Genomic DNA, 15807 nt, shown 5'->3' with positions numbered 1-15807 from the left:
GTACATCGCCCGCGAGCTCTACCAAATCATCACAACAAACGACCCTGACCCCGCCGCTTGACAACCATAGGAGCATCGTCGCGGTAGCTCAAATCTCCGGAGAGAGCCGAGCGGGCGAAGAGGCATCGCGGCGCGGCGGCTTGTCACACATGGGTGGCCGGCGGTGCTGTACAGATGTGGACGTTGTTGGGCATGCCCTGGCCGGTGATGTGAGAGCCGCCGTCGCCGGGCGGGGTGAGCGGAAGGACGGCATGGTGTCGAGGTCCGTCCGGGCCGACCTCGAAGAGGTCTTTCGCGCGACCTACCCGCGGGTCGTCGCCGTCGCCGCCCGCGTGCTCGGCTCCCGGGAGGGGGCGGAGGACGTGGCGCAGGAGGTGTTCCTGACGTTCGGGCGGTCTTCGGTGCCGGCCGGTGAGGCGTCGCGGTGGCTGTCGGTGGCCGCGGCGCACACCGCGCTCAACCACCTCCGCTCGGGCCGGCGGCGTGCCTCCCGCGAGGAGGCCGCCGGGGACGGCGGCGCCGTGGGTCCGGATGTCGCCGACGCGGTCGTGACGCTCGACGAGCGCCGCCGGGTGCGGGCGGCGCTGGCGCGGCTGCCGCGGCGGCAGGCTGTCGCGCTCGTCCTGCGGCACAGCGGCCTCAGCTACGCCGAGGTCGCCGCCGCCCTCGATCTTTCACCCGGCAGCGTGGGCACCACCGTGCGGCGCGCCGAGTCCGCCCTTCGCGAGGAGTTGAACCGTCATGCGTCATCCGACTGACGGCACACTGCGCCGGCTCCTGGACGAGCCGGCCGGGGTCGCCGACACCGACCGCGAGCATGTCGCCGGATGTGCGGTGTGCCTGTCCGGGCTGGCCGCCGCCGAGCGGGACGCGGTGGCCGCCGGCGCGGCATTGGACGTCGAGGTCACCGCGGACGTCGACGCGGGGTGGCGGCGGCTGTCGAACGCCGTCGCCGTCGAGGCGCCGCGCCGGGCCACCGCGGCCGCCCCTGGCCGACGCTGGCGCAACGCGCTGCGCAGCCCGGTGGTCGCCGTGGTCGGCGCCGTCGCGCTGGTCACCGGGGCCACCGCGGCCGCCGCGGCGGACTGGCTGCCGATCTTCCACGCCGAGCGGATCGCCCCGGTCACCGCGCCCGAGGCCGACCTGGTCAAGATTCCCGAGCTCGACGCGCTGGGCGAGATGGTGGTCACCGAGCGGATCGACCCGCGCCGGGTCGCCGACGCGGCGGAGGCCGAGAAGGCCACCGGCCTCTCCGTCCCGCGGGTGGGTGACCTGCCTCGCGGGGTGACCGGGCAGCCCGCCTACTACGCGGCCGGCCGGGCCAGCGCGATCCTCACGTTCTCGGTGGAGAAGGCCGCCGAGGCGGTGGGTACGACCGCGCGGGCGCTGCCACCGCCGCCGCCGGGGCTGGACGGCGCGAAGTTCCGGCTGACCGCCGGGCCGGGGCTCGCCGCGGTCTGGGCCGAGGGTCGCCCCGTGCCGGCCATGGTCGTGGTCCGGGCGATCGCGCCCACCGCGTACTCCTCGGGCATACCGTTCGAGACGGCCCGCGACTACGTGCTGTCGCTGCCCGGCGTGCCGGAGAACATCGCGTCGCAGCTGCGCGGCTTCTCCGGCGACGGGACGACGCTGCCGCTGTTCGTGTCGAGCGACGCGCAGACCACGACGTCCGCCGACGTGGGCGGGCGGCCGGCCACGGTGCTCACCTCCAAGGACCGCACGATGGCCGGCGTGGTCTGGGTCGACGAGGGTGTGCTCACCGCGGTGGCCGGCTCGCTGAGCGCCGACGAGGTCCTGTCCGTCGCGCGCGACCTGAGGTGGGACCGATGACGGCCGGATCCACGGCCACGCGGCAGCTGCTCGACGAGCTGCCCCCGTCGCGGGCGGTGTGGTGCTCGGGCCTGCGCAAGCGGTACCGGCGGCAGACGGCGGTCGACGACGTGTCGTTCACCGTCGACCGCGGCGAGGTGCTCGGCCTGCTCGGGCCGAACGGCGCCGGCAAGACCACCGTCATCAAGATGCTCCTCGGCCTGGTGCGGCCGGACGCGGGCGACGTGCTGCTGCTCGGGCGGCCGGCGCGCGACCCGCGGGCGCGGGCCCGGGTCGGCTACCTGCCGGAGCTGTTCCGGTACCAGCCGTGGCTGTCCGCCGCCGAGGTGATGGCGCTGCACGTACGGCTCGCCGGCGTGACCGTGCCGGAGGAGGAGCGCCGCGAGTGCCTGGCGACCGTCGGTCTCGCCGACCGCGCCGGAGACCGGGTGGGTGGTTTCTCCAAGGGAATGCAGCAGCGCCTCGGGCTGGCCGTCGCGCTGGTGGCCCGCCCCGAGCTGATCGTGCTCGACGAGCCGACCAGCGCGCTCGACCCGCTCGGCCGGGCCGACGTGCGCGACCTGCTGCTGTCGCTGAAGGAACGCCAGGTCGCCGTGCTGCTCAACTCGCACCTCATCGGCGAGGTGGAGCGGGTCTGCGACCGGGTCGTCATCCTCGACAAGGGCAAGGTCGCCGCGTCCGGCACCCTCGCCGAGCTGCTCGGCCAGCGCGAGCTGCGGCTGCGGCTCGACGGGGTCGGCCCGGAGGCGGAGGCCCGGCTGGCCGCCGAGGGGCAGCTCACCCGCACCGGGGACGACTTCACCGTCGCCCTCCCGGACGTCGGCGTCGTGCCCGATCTCGTCGCCGACCTGGTCCGGCTGGGCGTTCGCGTACACGCCGTCGAGCCCGGCCGCATCAGCCTCGAAGAACGCCTGCTGGACATCCTTCGCGCGGGGAGTGACCACCGATGAACGCCCGGATCGTGCTCACCATCGCCGCCCTCACGCTGCGCGAGGCCGCCCGCCGCAAGGTGTTGCGCTCGCTCGCCGTCATGACGGTCGTGCTGCTGTCGCTCAGCGCCTGGGGCTTCTACCGGCTGGACGCCGAGTTCGGCGGGCTGACCAGCGGTGAGGCGCGCATCGCCGCATCCGTGGTCCTCAACCTGGTCATGTTCGGGCTCAGCATGATCGCCGCGCTCGGCACCGCGTTCCTCGCCGGCCCCACGATGGCCGGCGAGATGGAGTCGGGCACCGCGCTCGCCATCCTGGCCCGGCCGATCCGCCGCGAGGCGGTGCTGCTGGGCAAGTGGCTGGGGTTGGTCACGTTCGGCGGCGTCTTCGTGGCACTCGCCGGGCTGACCCAGTTCCTCATCGTGTGGGTGACGATGGGGTACTGGCCGCCGAGCCCGGTCGTCGGGCTGGCGCTGCTCGCCGCGCAGACCGCGGTGCTGCTCACGCTCGGGCTGCTGCTGTCGACCGCGATCTCGCCCATGGCGTCCGGCATCGTCGCCGTCGGCCTCTTCGGCGCCACCTGGATCGCGGGCGTGGTCGGCGGGCTCGGCGACGCCCTCGGCAACGAGAGCGTCGCCCGGGTCGGCACCGTCTCCCGCATGATCCTGCCGACCGACGGCCTCTGGCGGGGTGCGATGAGCTCCTTCCAGGAGCCGAACCTGCTGTCGCAGTTCGCCGAGCTGCGCGGTCAGCCGTTTCTGAGCGACGCCGGCCTCACCGTCCCCTACGTCGCCTGGGCCGCCGTCTGGGTCACCCTGATCCTCGGGCTCGCCGCGGTCTCCTTCCGCCGCCGCGACCTGTGAACCAGGCCTAGCCGCTGGCGCACGCCGTGCCGTTGAGGGTGGCGCCGGTGGGTGCCGGGTTGGTGCCGCTGTAGCTGGCCTGGAAGCCGAACGTGGCGCTGCCGCCGGCCGGGATGTTCGCGTTGTACTCCTGGCTGGCGGCGGAGACCTGGCTGCCGCTCTGCGTGACGCTCGCGTTCCAGGCGTTGGTGACGGCCTGGTCGCCCGGGAACGTGAACCGCAGCGTCCACCCGTTCACCGGCGCCGAGCCCGCGCTGACCCGCACCTCGGCGACGAAGCCGTTGGCCCACTGGTTGCTCACCGTGTACTTGACGGTGCACGAGAGCGTGCCTCCGGCCGGCGTCGTCGGCACGGCGGTGGTGGCCGGTGGCCGGGTGGTCGTCGCGGGTCGCGTGGTTGGTGCCGGCGGGGTCGTCGGGGCGGGTGGGGTGGTCTGCGCCGGCCGGGTCGTCGGGACCGACGGCGAGGGCGTCGTGGGCCGGCCCGGGTAGTTGAGGCCGAAGCCGTACGCGAACAGGGGCGGCTTGCCGTCGCCCACGTTGATCGGCTGCTGGGAGACGCTCCGCATCCAGGTCACCGGCAGCTTCGCCGTCGGGTTGTAGTCGCCGAACAGCACGTCGGCGACGCCCTGCCCCTCGGTGCCGGGCAGCCACGCGGCGACCAGTGCCGCCCACCCGTCGACCTGCGCGGCGATGTCGAGCGGGCGGCCGGAGACCAGGACCACGGTCACGGGTACGCCCGAGGCGCGCAGCCGCGTCAGCACGGCCAGGTCGGCGCTGTCGAGCCCCATCGCGCCGGTGCGGTCGCCCTGCCCCTCCGCGTACGGGGTCTCGCCCACGACCGCGATCGCGGCCCGGTACGAGGAGTCGATGCCGGTGCCGTCCCGGTTGTACGTGACGGTGGCGCCGGAGCCGACCGTCGCGCGGATGCCCTGGAGGATCGTGGTGCCCGGCGTGATGTTGCCGGCCGCGCCCTGCCACGAGATCGTCCAGCCGCCAGACTGGAGGCCGATGTCGTCGGCGCTCTTGCCGGCCACGAAGATCTTGCCGCCGCTCTTGGCCAGCGGCAGGACCCCGCCCTCGTTCTTGAGCAGCACCTGCGACTTGCGTACCGCGTCGCGGGCCAGGTCGCGGTGCGCCTGGTTGCCCACGGTGGAGGTCAGCCCCCGGTCGGCGAAGCGCCGCTCGAACAGGCCCAGCTCGAACTTCTTGGTCAGGATGCGGCGGTTGGCGTCGTCGATCCGCTCCATCGTGATGCGGCCGGCGTCCACCTCGCCGCGCAGCAGCTGGAGGAACTGCCGGTAGTCCGTCGGCACCATCACCATGTCGATGCCCGCGTTGACGGCGGCGGAGATCTCCGCGCCGGTGAAGCCGCGCTGGCCGTCGATCTGGTCGATGCCCGCCCAGTCCGAGACCACGAAACCCTGGAACGCCAGCTCGCCCTTGAGGATGTCGGTGAGCAGGCGCTTGTGGCTGTGCAGCTTCTGCCCGTTCCAGCTGCTGAAGGAGACCATGATGGAGCCCACGCCCTGCGCGACGGCCGCCTGGAACGGTGGGAGGTGGGTCGAGCGCAGCTCGGCCTCGGAGATCTCCGTGTTGCCCTGGTCGCGGCCGCCGGTGGTACCGCCGTCGCCGACGTAGTGCTTCGCGGTGGCGAGGATCGAGGTGGGCTCGCCGAGGTTGGTGCCCTGGAAGCCGCCGATGATCGAGGTCATCGCGGTCGGGATCTCGGCCTGCTCGCCGAACGACTCGTACGTGCGCCCCCACCGGTCGTTGCGCGCCACACACAGGCAGGGCGCGAAGGTCCAGTCGATGCCGGTGCCGGCGACCTCCTCGGCAGTGGCCCGGCCGACCGCCTGCGCCAGCCCCGGGTCGCGGCTGGCGCCGAGCCCGATGTTGTGCGGAAACATCGTCGCGCCGCGCACGTTGTTGTGGCCGTGCACGGCGTCGACGCCGTAGATGATCGGGATGCCGAGCGGCGTGGCCTGCGCCGCGCTCTGGAACCCGTCGTACATGTCCGCCCACCCGGTCGGCGTGTTGTCGGCCGGCGCCGAGCCGCCGCCGGACAGCACCGACCCGATCCGGTACGCGGCGATGTCCTGCGGGCTGGTCAGCGCGGCCCGGTCGACCTGGGCGAGCTGGCCCAGCTTGTCTTCGAGCGTCATCCGCCCGAGCAGGTCGGCGACCCGCGCCGGCACCGGCTGCGCCGCGTCGAGGTAGGCCGGCCCGGCCCGGTTGGCGGTGGCGCCCGCGTCCTGCGCCGGCCCGACGAGGTCGAGCGCCGAGGCGACCAGCGTGGCCGCCGCCAGGCACACGCAGACGACCGTCGCGGCGATCATCGTGCGGCCGTGGCGATCGAGGCGCAGCACCTTGCGGTGGTGCGCCGGAGCGTTGGGCTCCTCTTCTTCGGCGGGGGGCGTTGCGGACATGCGGGCACTCCTTGATGGACCTGGGGCAACGAGGAACCGCCGGTCATGACCGACCGGCACGGATGCCCGGAATCCCGCAGTGACCCAAATCTATGCGTTTCGGTCTCGGCCGGTCAAGGCCCTCCCATCCGCGTAGGGTGGGGCGGGTGGACGCCTCGGCTTGGGCGCTGCTCGGCGCGCCGTGGGACTGCTCGGGTGAGGGCCGCGGCGAGGCCAGCGCGCCCGCCGCGCTCCGCGCCGCCGGCCTGGGCGACCTGGTCGGCCTCGACGCGGGCGACGCCGCCACCGCCGTCACGAGCACCGCCCGCGACCCGGCCACCGGCGTCCGCGCGCTCGACGACACCCGCCGCGCCGCGCACGCGCTCACCACAGCCCTCACCGACCTGCTCGCCCGCGCGCCCGACCGCCGCCCGCTGGTCGCGGGCGGCGACTGTAGCATCCTGCTCGGCATCGTCCCGGCGCTGCGCGCGCGAGGCGCCCTCGGTCCGCTCGCTCCGGCGCCGGATGCCGGCCCGATCCGGGCCGGTGGCCCGAGGCTCGACGCCGGGTCGAGCCAGGTGGGCCTGTGGTTCGTCGACGGCCATCCCGACTACCAGTCCCCGGCCGACTCGGACACCGGCGAGACGGCCGACCTCGACCTCGCGCTGGTGACCGGCGACGGCCCCGAGCCGCTGGTGTCGCTCGCCGGCCCGCCACCGATGGTCCCGCCGGACGCCGCCGTGCTGATCGGCCACCGCACCACCGACCTCGACCCGGCGTCGGCCGCCGAGGTCGCCCGCGTACCCCCGGCGCTCCGCCGCATCGACGCCGCCACGCTCACCGCCGACCCCACCGCCGCCGGCGAGCGGGCGCGCGACTGGCTCACCGGCACCACCCACGGCGCGTGGCTCCACATCGACCTGGACGTGCTCGACCCGGCCGCGCTCCCCGCCGTGACCTACCCGCAGCCCGGCGGCCCAGGCTGGGACACGCTCGCCGCCGCCCTGCGCCCCCTTGCCACCTCACCTCACCTGCTCGGCGTGAGCGTGGCCGACTTCCGCCCCGACCTCGACGAAGACGGTGCGTACGCCACCCGGATCGTCACCCTGCTCGACACGGTCCTGCCTTAGAGTTTTCGCCCGCGTCCGCGTCAGCTGAAGACCGTATGCTCCCGCGGGCCGCCGGGCCCGCGGTGCAAGACCAAACCCAACCCGCCGTGAGGCGGCTTGCCCACGTCCGCTCCTAGATCATTCTCCCCTGAGCATCAGCGCGGACGGCGAGGTACACCGCGCGGACGGCGAGCGTGCGCTCCACCTCGTCGATGATCGGCGAGAAGAACTGCCGCCGGTGGTCGGCGTCGCTCATCGAGGTGACGGCGAAGTACATGCTGCCGAACCCGGCGAAGAGCGTCGCGTTGCGCAGCAGCGCCACCGGCACGGCGGGGAAGAGCGCCGACCGCGCCGGCTCCGCACCGATCCACTGCTCCGCGGTTTCCGGCGTCACCACCAGCACGCCGAGCACGAGGAAGAACCCGAACAGCGCCAGCCCCACCACCGCGGCCTGCACCAGCTGCCGGGTCGCCAGCATCAGCAGCAGGTTGCGCGTCTGGCGGCCGTTCAGCGGCACCGCGCGGAGCGGGCCGTCCGGCGCGAGTTCGTCGACCGGCGCGTCGGCGAGGGGCGTGCCCGCGCACGCGGCCGACAGCCGGGGCGGGCTGAGGTCCTGCTCCACCCGGCCGATCTCGTCGCGCAGGCGGGCCGCCGCGGCGAGGATGGTGACCGCGGCGAACAGCGCGACCACCAGCACCAGCCGCCACCACCCGAGCCGGTTCATCGCCTGCCACAGCTCGCCGGTGAAGAACAGGAACAGCGTGACGAACAGCAACGCCGGCAGCGCCCGCCCGAGCAGGTGCACGCTGTTGCGCAGGTCGTAGATCGTGTGCCGGACCGCCCGGCCGAGCAGGGCGCCGACGCCGTAGGTGGTCGCCAGCAGCGTGCCGGCGAAGACCGCCGCGAAGAAGATGCCGAAGCCCACCACCCCGACCAGCTCGTTTCCGGGTGGCGTGACCACACCGTCGACGGCGAGCTGGAGCAGGGGTACCGCCACCGGCATCAGCGCGTACCCGATCAGGACGGCCACGGTGGTACGCCGGGTGAGGTGCAGCCCGCGGCGGGCGAACGCGCTCAGCGCCCACCGCACGGCCAGCGTGGCCACGACCACCCCGCCGAGGAGCACCCAGCGGCCGGAGCCGGCGGCGCGCAGCGGCACCAGCCAGGCCAGGCTGGCCACCGCCACCAACGCCAGCGAGGGCAGCATCCGGGGCAGCACGTGGGTGGCGAAACCGTACCCCTCGATCATGGTCGGCACACCGCGCCGCACGAACCAGCGCTCGGTACGGCGGCTCAGGGCCCGCGAGGCGGTGAAAGGCACAGGTAGATCATGCACGGTTATTCGGTTGCGCCTGATGGGGCGGCCCTGCTTCGCTGGCCCGATCACCTGCGAAGGAGGCAATGATGCGAGCGACGCCGTTCTCTCTCGGACCCGTACCGGTCGATTCGAAGGGCACGGCGCTTGTCAGCACGCATCCTCAACCTCGGCATCCTGGCGCACGTCGACGCCGGTAAGACGACGCTCTCGGAGCGGCTGCTCCACGCGGCCGGCGTCATCGACGAGATCGGCCGCGTCGACGACGGCACCACGCGCACCGACTCCCTCGCCCTGGAGCGGCAGCGCGGCATCACCATCCGGGCGGCGGTGGTGTCGCTGCCCATCCGCGGCACCGCGGTCAACCTAATCGACACCCCCGGGCACCCCGACTTCGTGGCCGAGGTCGACCGCGTCCTGGGCGTGTTGGACGGCGCTGTGCTCGTCGTCTCCGCGGTCGAGGGCGTGCAGCCGCAGACCCGCGTGCTAATGCGCGCGCTGCGCCGCCTGCGGGTGCCGACCCTGCTCTTCCTCAACAAGGTGGACCGGCCCGGCGCCGACGTGGCCCGGGTCACGGCCGAGGTCGAACGCCGCCTCGCCGTCACCGCCGTGCCGATGAGCCGCGTCGAGGCCGGCGAGGGCGGGCGCACCGTCCAGGTCGGACCGTCCGGTATGGACGCGGATGCGGTGGAGAAGCTGGCCACGCACAGCGAGCGGCTGCTCGCCGCGTACGTCGAGGACGAGAGCCGCGTCACCCCGGGCGTACTGCGGGCGGAGCTCGCCGCGCAGACCGCCCAGGCGCTGGTGCACCCGCTCTACGTGGGCTCCGCGGCTACCGGCGCCGGTGTCGACTCCCTCATGGACGGTCTCGTCGACCTGCTGCCGGCCGCGGGCGGCGAGGCCGGTGGGTCGGCGAGCGGCACCGTGTTCAAGGTCGAGCGCGGCGCCGCCGGCGAGAAGGTCGCGTACGTCCGCATGTTCGCCGGCACCCTCCACATCAGAGACCCGCTGCCGCCCGGGCCGGACAAGGTGACCGCGATCAACGTGTTCCACAGTGGCCGGTGGGTGCGGCGCCCGGCCGTTTCGGCCGGGGAGATCGGCCAGCTGTGGGGCCTGTCCACGCACAAGGTCGGCGACCCGGTCGGCCGGCCGCCGGCCGGCGCCGCGAGCGGGCACTTCGCACCGCCCACATTGGAGGCGGTCATCGAGCCGGCGCGGCCCGGCGACCACGTCGCGCTGCGCACAGCGCTCGCCCAGCTCGCCGAGCAGGACCCGCTCATCGACGTGCGGACCGACGAGACCGGGCGCCAGCTCGCCGTCTCGCTCTACGGCGAGGTGCAGAAGGAGGTCATCCAGGCGACGCTCGCCGCCGACTACGGCATCGAGGTCGGGTTTCGCGAGACGACACCGCTGTACCTCGAACGGCCCACCCGCGCCGGCGAGGCGCTCGCGCTCCTCAACACGCCGGACAACCCCTTCCGCGCCACGGTCGGGCTGCGCGTCGAGCCGGCCGCCGCCGGGTCCGGTGTGGACGTCCGCGTGGCCGTCGACTACCGCTCGGTGCCGCTGTTCGTCTACCGCAACATGGCCGAGTTCGCCGCGAGCATGGACGGGTACGTGCGCGAGGCGCTGCGCCGCGGGCCGCGCGGCTGGCCGGTCACCGACTGCGTGGTCACCATGACCCGGTCCGGCTACAGCTCGCCGGACGGCCCGCCCGCGACCCGTGGACCGCTCAGCACGGCCGCCGACTTCCGCAAGCTCACCCCGGTCGTGGTCCACCAGGCGCTGGCCGCCGCCGGCACCACGGTCTGCGAGCCGATCTCCCGGGTACACATCGAGGCGCCCGCGGCCGCGCTCGGCCCCGTGCTCGCCGCCCTCAGCGCCCTCGCGGCCACGGTGGAGGCCCAGCGGTCCCGCGGCGACGAGGTCACGGTGGAGGCGCTGCTGCCCGCGGCGAGCGTCGCCGTGCTCCAGCGCGAGCTGCCCGGCTTGACCGCCGGCGAGGGCGTGCTCGACAGCGCCTACGCCGGCCACGCTCCGCTGCGCTCTTGACACCGCCACCCGGACCTGATCATCCTGATATAGGAAAAATCCTCTCGAAACGGACAGACTTCCCTCCTTGGAAGGAGGACCCGATGCACATCCATCAAATCGGGCGCGACGTCACCGTCCTCAACGACCAGCTTCCCGTGCCTGGCATCGGCTTCCTGGCGGTCAACGCGTTCGTCCTGCACGCGGCCGAGCCCGTCGTCGTCGACACCGGCCTCGGCCTGCCCGACCGCGACTTCCTCGAGGCACTCGGGTCGGTGGTCGATCCGCGGGACGTGCGGTGGATCTGGCTGACCCATCCCGACCGCGACCACACCGGCGGGCTCTTCGCCCTCCTCGACGCCGCACCCGAGGCACGGCTGGTCACCACGTTCATCGGCGCCGGCATCATGTCGACCGAGCGGCCGCTGCCACTCGACCGGGTCTACCTGCTCAACCCGGGCCAGACGCTCGACGTGGGCGACCGGACCCTCACCGGCTTCCGGCCGCCGCTGTTCGACAGCCCCGCCACGGTCGGCTTCTACGACGACCGGTCGGGCGTGTGCTTCAGCTCCGACTGCTTCGGCGCGCCGCTGCCGACCAGCGACCTCGCCGGCGCCACCGACGTGGTCGACGTCCCCCGGGACGCCCTGCGGGCCGGGCAGCTGCTGTGGGCCACCATCGACAGCCCGTGGGTGCACGCCGTCGACCGCGCCAAGTACCTGGACACCATCCAGCCGCTCCGGACGATGGAGCCGCGCGCGTTCCTCAGCACGCACCTGCCGCCGGCGCTGGGCCGCACCACCGACTTCCTCGACATGCTCGCCGAGGCGCCCGGCTCGGACCCGTTCGTCGGCCCCGACCAGCACGCGCTGGAGGAGCTGCTGGCCAGCTTCGAACCGGTGACGGCCACTAGCTAGCTCACATCTCTCTGTGGTTCAGGGTCGAAACGACCTCGACTCCGAAAGCTCTCTAGATCGGGGGTGCGGCGATCATCACAGTCGGCCGCTGGAGGGCCGGATCCGTCCCGCCGAGCGGCCCGCGAGGGGGTCGGTGAGCGCATCTAGCAGGGCGAACGCCGAAATCGGGGCAGCATACCGAACCCGGCCGATCAATGCATCCGCATTACATGCACGGAGAACCTGTGCATGGACATTCAATGCACGCGCATCTAATGTTCGTCGGGTGTCTGTCACCGAAGTATCCGTCGCTCCCGCGGCCACCGCGACCATCCCGTCGACCGCGCCGGTCGAGCAACGCTGGACGCCTCGCCTCTGGGGTGTGCTCGCGGTCCTCTGCACCGTGCTGTTCCTCGACGGCCTCGACGTCTCGATGGTCGGCGTGGCGCTCCCGTCCATCGGTGCCGACCTAGGCATGTCCACCACCTCGCTCCAGTGGATCGTCAACGGCTACGTGCTCGGCTACGGCGGCCTGCTGCTGCTCGGCGGCCGCACCGCCGACCTGCTCGGCCGGCGGCGGGTCTTCCTGATCGCGCTCGCCGTCTTCGCGGTGGCCTCGCTCGTCGGCGGCCTCGTCGACGACGGGACGCTGCTGATCATCACCCGCTTCGTCAAGGGTCTCGCGGCCGCCTTCACCGCGCCGACCGCCATGTCCATCCTGACCACGACCTTCCACCAGGGGCCGGCCCGAAACCGGGCACTGTCGATCTTTACGGTGTTCGGCGCCAGCGGGTACTCGTCCGGCCTCATCCTCGGTGGCCTGCTCACCAGCCTCGGCTGGCGGTGGACCTTCCTGATCCCCGTGCCGCTCGCGCTCGCCGCACTGCTCTTCGCCGCCATGCTGATCCCGCGCGACCGGCCGGCCGCGGACGGCGGTCACGACATACTCGGCGCGACCACCTTGACGTCCGGGATGCTGCTCGCCGTGTACACCGTGGTCTCCGCACCGGACCGCGGCTGGCTCGACCCGATCACGCTCGGTCTGGCCGCGGCCGCGGTAGCGCTGCTGGTCGCCTTCGTGGTCACCGAAAACCGGATCGCCCACCCGCTGATCCGGCTCGGCATCCTCCGGGTCGGCTCGATCGTCCGGGCCAACGTGAGCATCATCGCGCTCATGGGCTCGTACCTGAGCTTCCAGTTCATGATGACGCTGTACCTCCAGGACGTGCGGGGCTGGTCGCCGCTGCGGGTGGCGCTCGCGCTGCTGCCCGCCGGGCTGCTCGTCGCGTTCACGTCGCCGCTGATGGGCGGGCTCATCAACCGCTACGGGACGCAGCGGCTCATCAACACCGCGATGGCCTCGATGACCCTGGGCTACGTGTGGTTCCTGCTGACCGCGGGCACGACGCCGCACTACCTCGTCGCGGTCTTCCCGACCATGCTGCTGCTCGGCGGCGGGTTCGCCTTCGGCTTCAGCTCGATCATGGCCCAGGCGACCGAGGGCATCGACGACTCCGAGCAGGGGCTGGCGGCCGGCCTGGTGCAGACGTCGGGCCAGGTCGGCGCGGCGCTGGTCCTGGCGGTCGTCACCGCGCTGATCGCGGTGAGCGGGCCGGGCGGGGCGGTCGACTTCGGCGACTACCACCCGGGGATCAACCTGGTCACCGGCGTCGCGCTGGCGGGGCTGCTGCTCAACCTCGTGCCGCTACTGACCAAGAACAGGCGCGTCGCCACGCACGCCTGACCCCGTGAAACACCGGCGGCCGCCGGGCCTGGAGCCCGGCGGCCGCTCAACCCGTCGCCGCGGCCCCGGATCCCCAATCAAAGACGCAGATCCGGGCTACTGCGACGCCCGTCGCGGTAGCTCAAATCTCTGTCTAAAGTAGGACGTCGAAGTCACCCCGACTCCGAAAGCTCTCTGCGCTAGAGGCTGGTTGGGTGCTGGTGCTTGGTGAGCCAGGCGCGGATGGTATCGGCTGCTTTGGTGGGGTCGGAGGTGCTGAGGCGTTCGTTCGCCTCGATGTGGAACGGTGGCTGGCCGTGGTCGGCTGAGTCGACCTGGACTTGGTCTGGTCCGGCGTGGTCGCCCAGGTAGTAGACGTTGTCGTCGTCGGCCGGATGAGTCGCGGTGAGGCGCTCGATGGTGAAGCTTGGGACGTGTTGTCGCACCAGGTCGAACACGTCGTCGAGTGGGCCGCCGGTGCGGTCGGTGGGTGCCCAGGGCCGGCCTCGCGTGGATGGTCGGTTCACGCTATGAGCCCTTTTCGCGGTGTCGGGATCGTGGTGCGGCGTGGCGGCGGGAGGTGAGACGGCCACCGCGTGATCCTTCGGATTGCGGGGCCGCGCCGTACACCGGAAACATACCTACGCCGGGTCCGGGGGTGGGGGCAGCTCGCCGGAACCGCGGACGATGAGCTTGACCGGCAGGACCACCCGCCGGGGTGGTCCGTCCATGCCGTTGATCCGGTCGAAGAGCAGCGTAGCGGCGGCCCGGCCGAGCCCTTGCGGGTCCTGGTAGATCGCCGTCACCGGCGGGCTCAGCGACTCGGCGCCCTGGAAGTCGTCGAAGCTGACGTGCGCGATGTCCGTGCGGTCGCGCTGGTGTAGGGCGCGGACCACGCCGAGCGACGTGCGTGCGTTCGCCGAGATGACGGCGGTGGGGGTCGGGTTCGAGGTGAGCAGATCGATGGTGGCGGCGGTGGAGTTTTGGCTGCCCATCGCGTCGACCCGGACCAGCCGCTCGTCGACCGGCAGGCCGGCCTCGGCCATCGCCGCGCGGAAGCCCTGGTAGCGCAGGCGGGTGGTGTAGATGTGCAGGCGGTCGCCGATGAACGCGACCCGGCGGTGGCCGTGCTGGATCACGTGCTGGGTGGCTGCCTTGGCGCCGCCCTCGTTGTCGGCTAGCACGGTGTCGGAGTCGTGCTGGATCGGCGGGCGGTCGACGAAGACCGTCGGGAAGCGCACCGGTCCGTGGCCCAGGTAGGAGTGGTCGCCCGACGTGGGCGTGATGATGAGGCCGGCGACCCGGCGGTTGGTGAGGCCGTTGACGACCATCCGCTCGTTTTCGGGGGCGTAGCCGGCGCTGGCGATGACCACGAACATGCCGCGTTCGCGGGCCACCTCCTCCACCGCGCCGGTGACCTCGGCCATGAACGGGTCGGCGATGTTCTCGACCACGAGCCCGATCGCGTCGTCGCGGCCGACGCGCAGCGAGCGGGCCACCGGGTTGGGGTGGAAGCCCAGCTCGCGGATGGCGACCCGCACCCGCTCGGCCGTGTCCGGGGCCACCGCCGGGTCGTCGTTGACGACCCGGGAGACGGTCTTCGCGCTCACCCCGGCCAGCACCGAGACGTCGCGGAGGGTGGGCCGGCGGGACATCATGCCTCCAGACGGGCGGGGCCGTGCTCGCTGACCGCCCCGGGCGGCCTGCGCGCTCCGCCCTCGTCGCTCCGCTCCCCGGACCGGAACACCCCCGGGCGCAGCGTGGCGGCGAGCTCGCGGGCCCGGGCCGGGCCGACGCCGCCGGCCAGCTCCCGCTCGACGGAGGCGGTCGCGGTGGCGACGGCGAAGACGACCGCGTCGACACCGGCGCGCCCCTCCTCGTACGCCTCGACGAGGCCGCCGACGAACGAGTCGCCGGCGCCGATCGGGTTGACCACCTCGACCGCCACCGTGGGTATCCAGGCGACGTCGCCCGCGTCGCCGTATGCCGTGCCGGCCGCCCCGGCGGTCACCGCGGCCGTCCGCGCGCCCCGGCGGCACAGCTCACGCACCGCGGCGGCGGCCCGGTCGGGCACCGAAGGGTCGTCCTCGTGTACCGACTCGACCTCGTGGCCCGCCAGCACGCCGTCGGCCTCGGCGAGGTTGGGGGTGACCACGTCCGGGCCGGCGTCGAGGGCTCCGGCCAGCGCGGCCCGCGCCGCGTCGACGACCACCCGCACGCCGGCGGTGTGCCCGAGGCGGGTCAGCCGGCCGTACGCGTCGTCGGGCACGCCCGGCGGCAGGCTGCCCGAGCACACCAGCGTGCGGTGCCGCCCAGTGGCCAGCTCGGCGGCGATCGCGTCCTCGTAGCGGGCCCACGCGTCGGCGGCGATCTGCGGACCGGGCTCGTTGAGCACGGTCACCCGCCCGGAGTCCTCCAGGTAGATCGTGGCGACCCGGACGTCGCCGGGCACCGCGACGCCCACGAACTCGACCGGCTCGGCCGCGAAGAGCCGCGCGACCGTGGCGGCGTCGCCGTCCGGCTGGAAGCTGACCAGCGTGGAGCGGTGCCCGAACGCGGCGGAGACCCGGCCCACGTTGAGCCCCTTGCCGCCCGCGGTGACGACCGCGCGGCGCGGCCGCAGCACGCTCCCCGGCCGCAGCTCGGGCAGCCGGACCGTCCGGTCGACGGTGATGTTGGGCGTCGCGATGAGCAAGGGTCCTCC

At 73.2% G+C, this 15807-nt stretch carries 13 protein-coding genes; 8 read left to right on the top strand and 5 right to left on the bottom strand.

Annotated elements, in window-relative coordinates; genetic code table 11:
• The first annotated feature begins 254 nt into the window (after positions 1-254).
• From ACTMTJ_RS44370 to ACTMTJ_RS44355, 4 genes are read left to right on the top strand one after another with little or no spacing between them, the layout of a single operon-like run.
• The gene (locus ACTMTJ_RS44370; protein WP_441225019.1) at positions 255-758 is read left to right on the top strand and encodes a sigma-70 family RNA polymerase sigma factor; all 504 of its coding nucleotides are present in this window, start codon (positions 255-257) and stop codon (positions 756-758) included.
• On the top strand, positions 742-1830 hold the full coding sequence (locus ACTMTJ_RS44365) for a hypothetical protein (protein ID WP_441225017.1): 1089 nt from the start codon (positions 742-744) through the stop codon (positions 1828-1830). Before ACTMTJ_RS44370 ends, ACTMTJ_RS44365 begins: the two co-directional genes overlap by 17 nt.
• Positions 1827-2780 carry an ABC transporter ATP-binding protein gene (locus ACTMTJ_RS44360; RefSeq protein WP_441225015.1) on the top strand — a complete coding sequence of 318 codons (954 nt, stop codon included), beginning with the start codon at positions 1827-1829 and terminating at the stop codon, positions 2778-2780. The genes ACTMTJ_RS44365 and ACTMTJ_RS44360 overlap by 4 nt, the downstream gene beginning before the upstream one ends.
• Complete coding sequence (locus ACTMTJ_RS44355; RefSeq protein WP_441225013.1) at positions 2777-3622, top strand: ABC transporter permease; 846 nt, start codon at positions 2777-2779, stop codon at positions 3620-3622. The genes ACTMTJ_RS44360 and ACTMTJ_RS44355 overlap by 4 nt, the downstream gene beginning before the upstream one ends.
• Before the next feature lie 7 nt (positions 3623-3629).
• On the opposite strand, the gene ACTMTJ_RS44350 is transcribed toward ACTMTJ_RS44355, so the two are convergent.
• On the bottom strand, positions 3630-6050 hold the full coding sequence (locus ACTMTJ_RS44350) for a glycoside hydrolase family 3 N-terminal domain-containing protein (protein WP_441225011.1): 2421 nt from the start codon (positions 6048-6050) through the stop codon (positions 3630-3632).
• 146 nt (positions 6051-6196) lie between these two features.
• Between ACTMTJ_RS44350 and ACTMTJ_RS44345 the strand changes: the two genes are divergently transcribed.
• Entirely contained in the window at positions 6197-7159 is a 963-nt protein-coding gene (locus ACTMTJ_RS44345) for an arginase family protein (protein WP_441225009.1), read from the top strand.
• Between the two features lie 112 nt (positions 7160-7271).
• Here ACTMTJ_RS44345 and ACTMTJ_RS44340 read toward each other — a convergent pair whose 3' ends face one another.
• Positions 7272-8459, bottom strand: a complete 1188-nt coding sequence (locus ACTMTJ_RS44340; RefSeq protein WP_441225007.1) for a hypothetical protein — start codon at positions 8457-8459, stop codon at positions 7272-7274.
• A gap of 141 nt (positions 8460-8600) precedes the next feature.
• Between ACTMTJ_RS44340 and ACTMTJ_RS44335 the strand changes: the two genes are divergently transcribed.
• From ACTMTJ_RS44335 to ACTMTJ_RS44325, 3 genes are all read left to right on the top strand, one after another.
• A complete protein-coding gene (locus tag ACTMTJ_RS44335) occupies positions 8601-10505 on the top strand; it encodes a GTP-binding protein (protein ID WP_441225006.1) in 1905 nt (634 codons plus the stop codon).
• Positions 10506-10588: 83 nt separating this feature from the next.
• Positions 10589-11401: an MBL fold metallo-hydrolase gene (locus tag ACTMTJ_RS44330; RefSeq protein ID WP_441225005.1), complete on the top strand. Its 813-nt coding sequence runs from the start codon at positions 10589-10591 to the stop codon at positions 11399-11401.
• Positions 11402-11666: 265 nt separating this feature from the next.
• Positions 11667-13124 carry an MFS transporter gene (locus tag ACTMTJ_RS44325; protein ID WP_441225003.1) on the top strand — a complete coding sequence of 486 codons (1458 nt, stop codon included), beginning with the start codon at positions 11667-11669 and terminating at the stop codon, positions 13122-13124.
• Positions 13125-13303: 179 nt separating this feature from the next.
• Here ACTMTJ_RS44325 and ACTMTJ_RS44320 read toward each other — a convergent pair whose 3' ends face one another.
• From ACTMTJ_RS44320 to ACTMTJ_RS44310, 3 genes are all read right to left on the bottom strand, one after another.
• Entirely contained in the window at positions 13304-13630 is a 327-nt protein-coding gene (locus tag ACTMTJ_RS44320) for a hypothetical protein (protein WP_441225001.1), read from the bottom strand.
• 114 nt (positions 13631-13744) lie between these two features.
• Positions 13745-14758, bottom strand: coding sequence for a LacI family DNA-binding transcriptional regulator (locus ACTMTJ_RS44315; protein WP_441224999.1), 1014 nt, complete (start codon positions 14756-14758; stop codon positions 13745-13747).
• Positions 14758-15798 carry a 1-phosphofructokinase family hexose kinase gene (locus ACTMTJ_RS44310; RefSeq protein WP_441224997.1) on the bottom strand — a complete coding sequence of 347 codons (1041 nt, stop codon included), beginning with the start codon at positions 15796-15798 and terminating at the stop codon, positions 14758-14760. The genes ACTMTJ_RS44315 and ACTMTJ_RS44310 overlap by 1 nt, the downstream gene beginning before the upstream one ends.
• Positions 15799-15807 lie beyond the last annotated feature (9 nt).

Origin of the sequence: Phytohabitans sp. LJ34, from assembly GCF_052068095.1 — a bacterium.
Lineage (GTDB): Bacteria > Actinomycetota > Actinomycetes > Mycobacteriales > Micromonosporaceae > Phytohabitans.
Note: the sequence above shows the minus strand (reverse complement) of the source record. Positions and strands in the feature narration are given on the sequence as shown.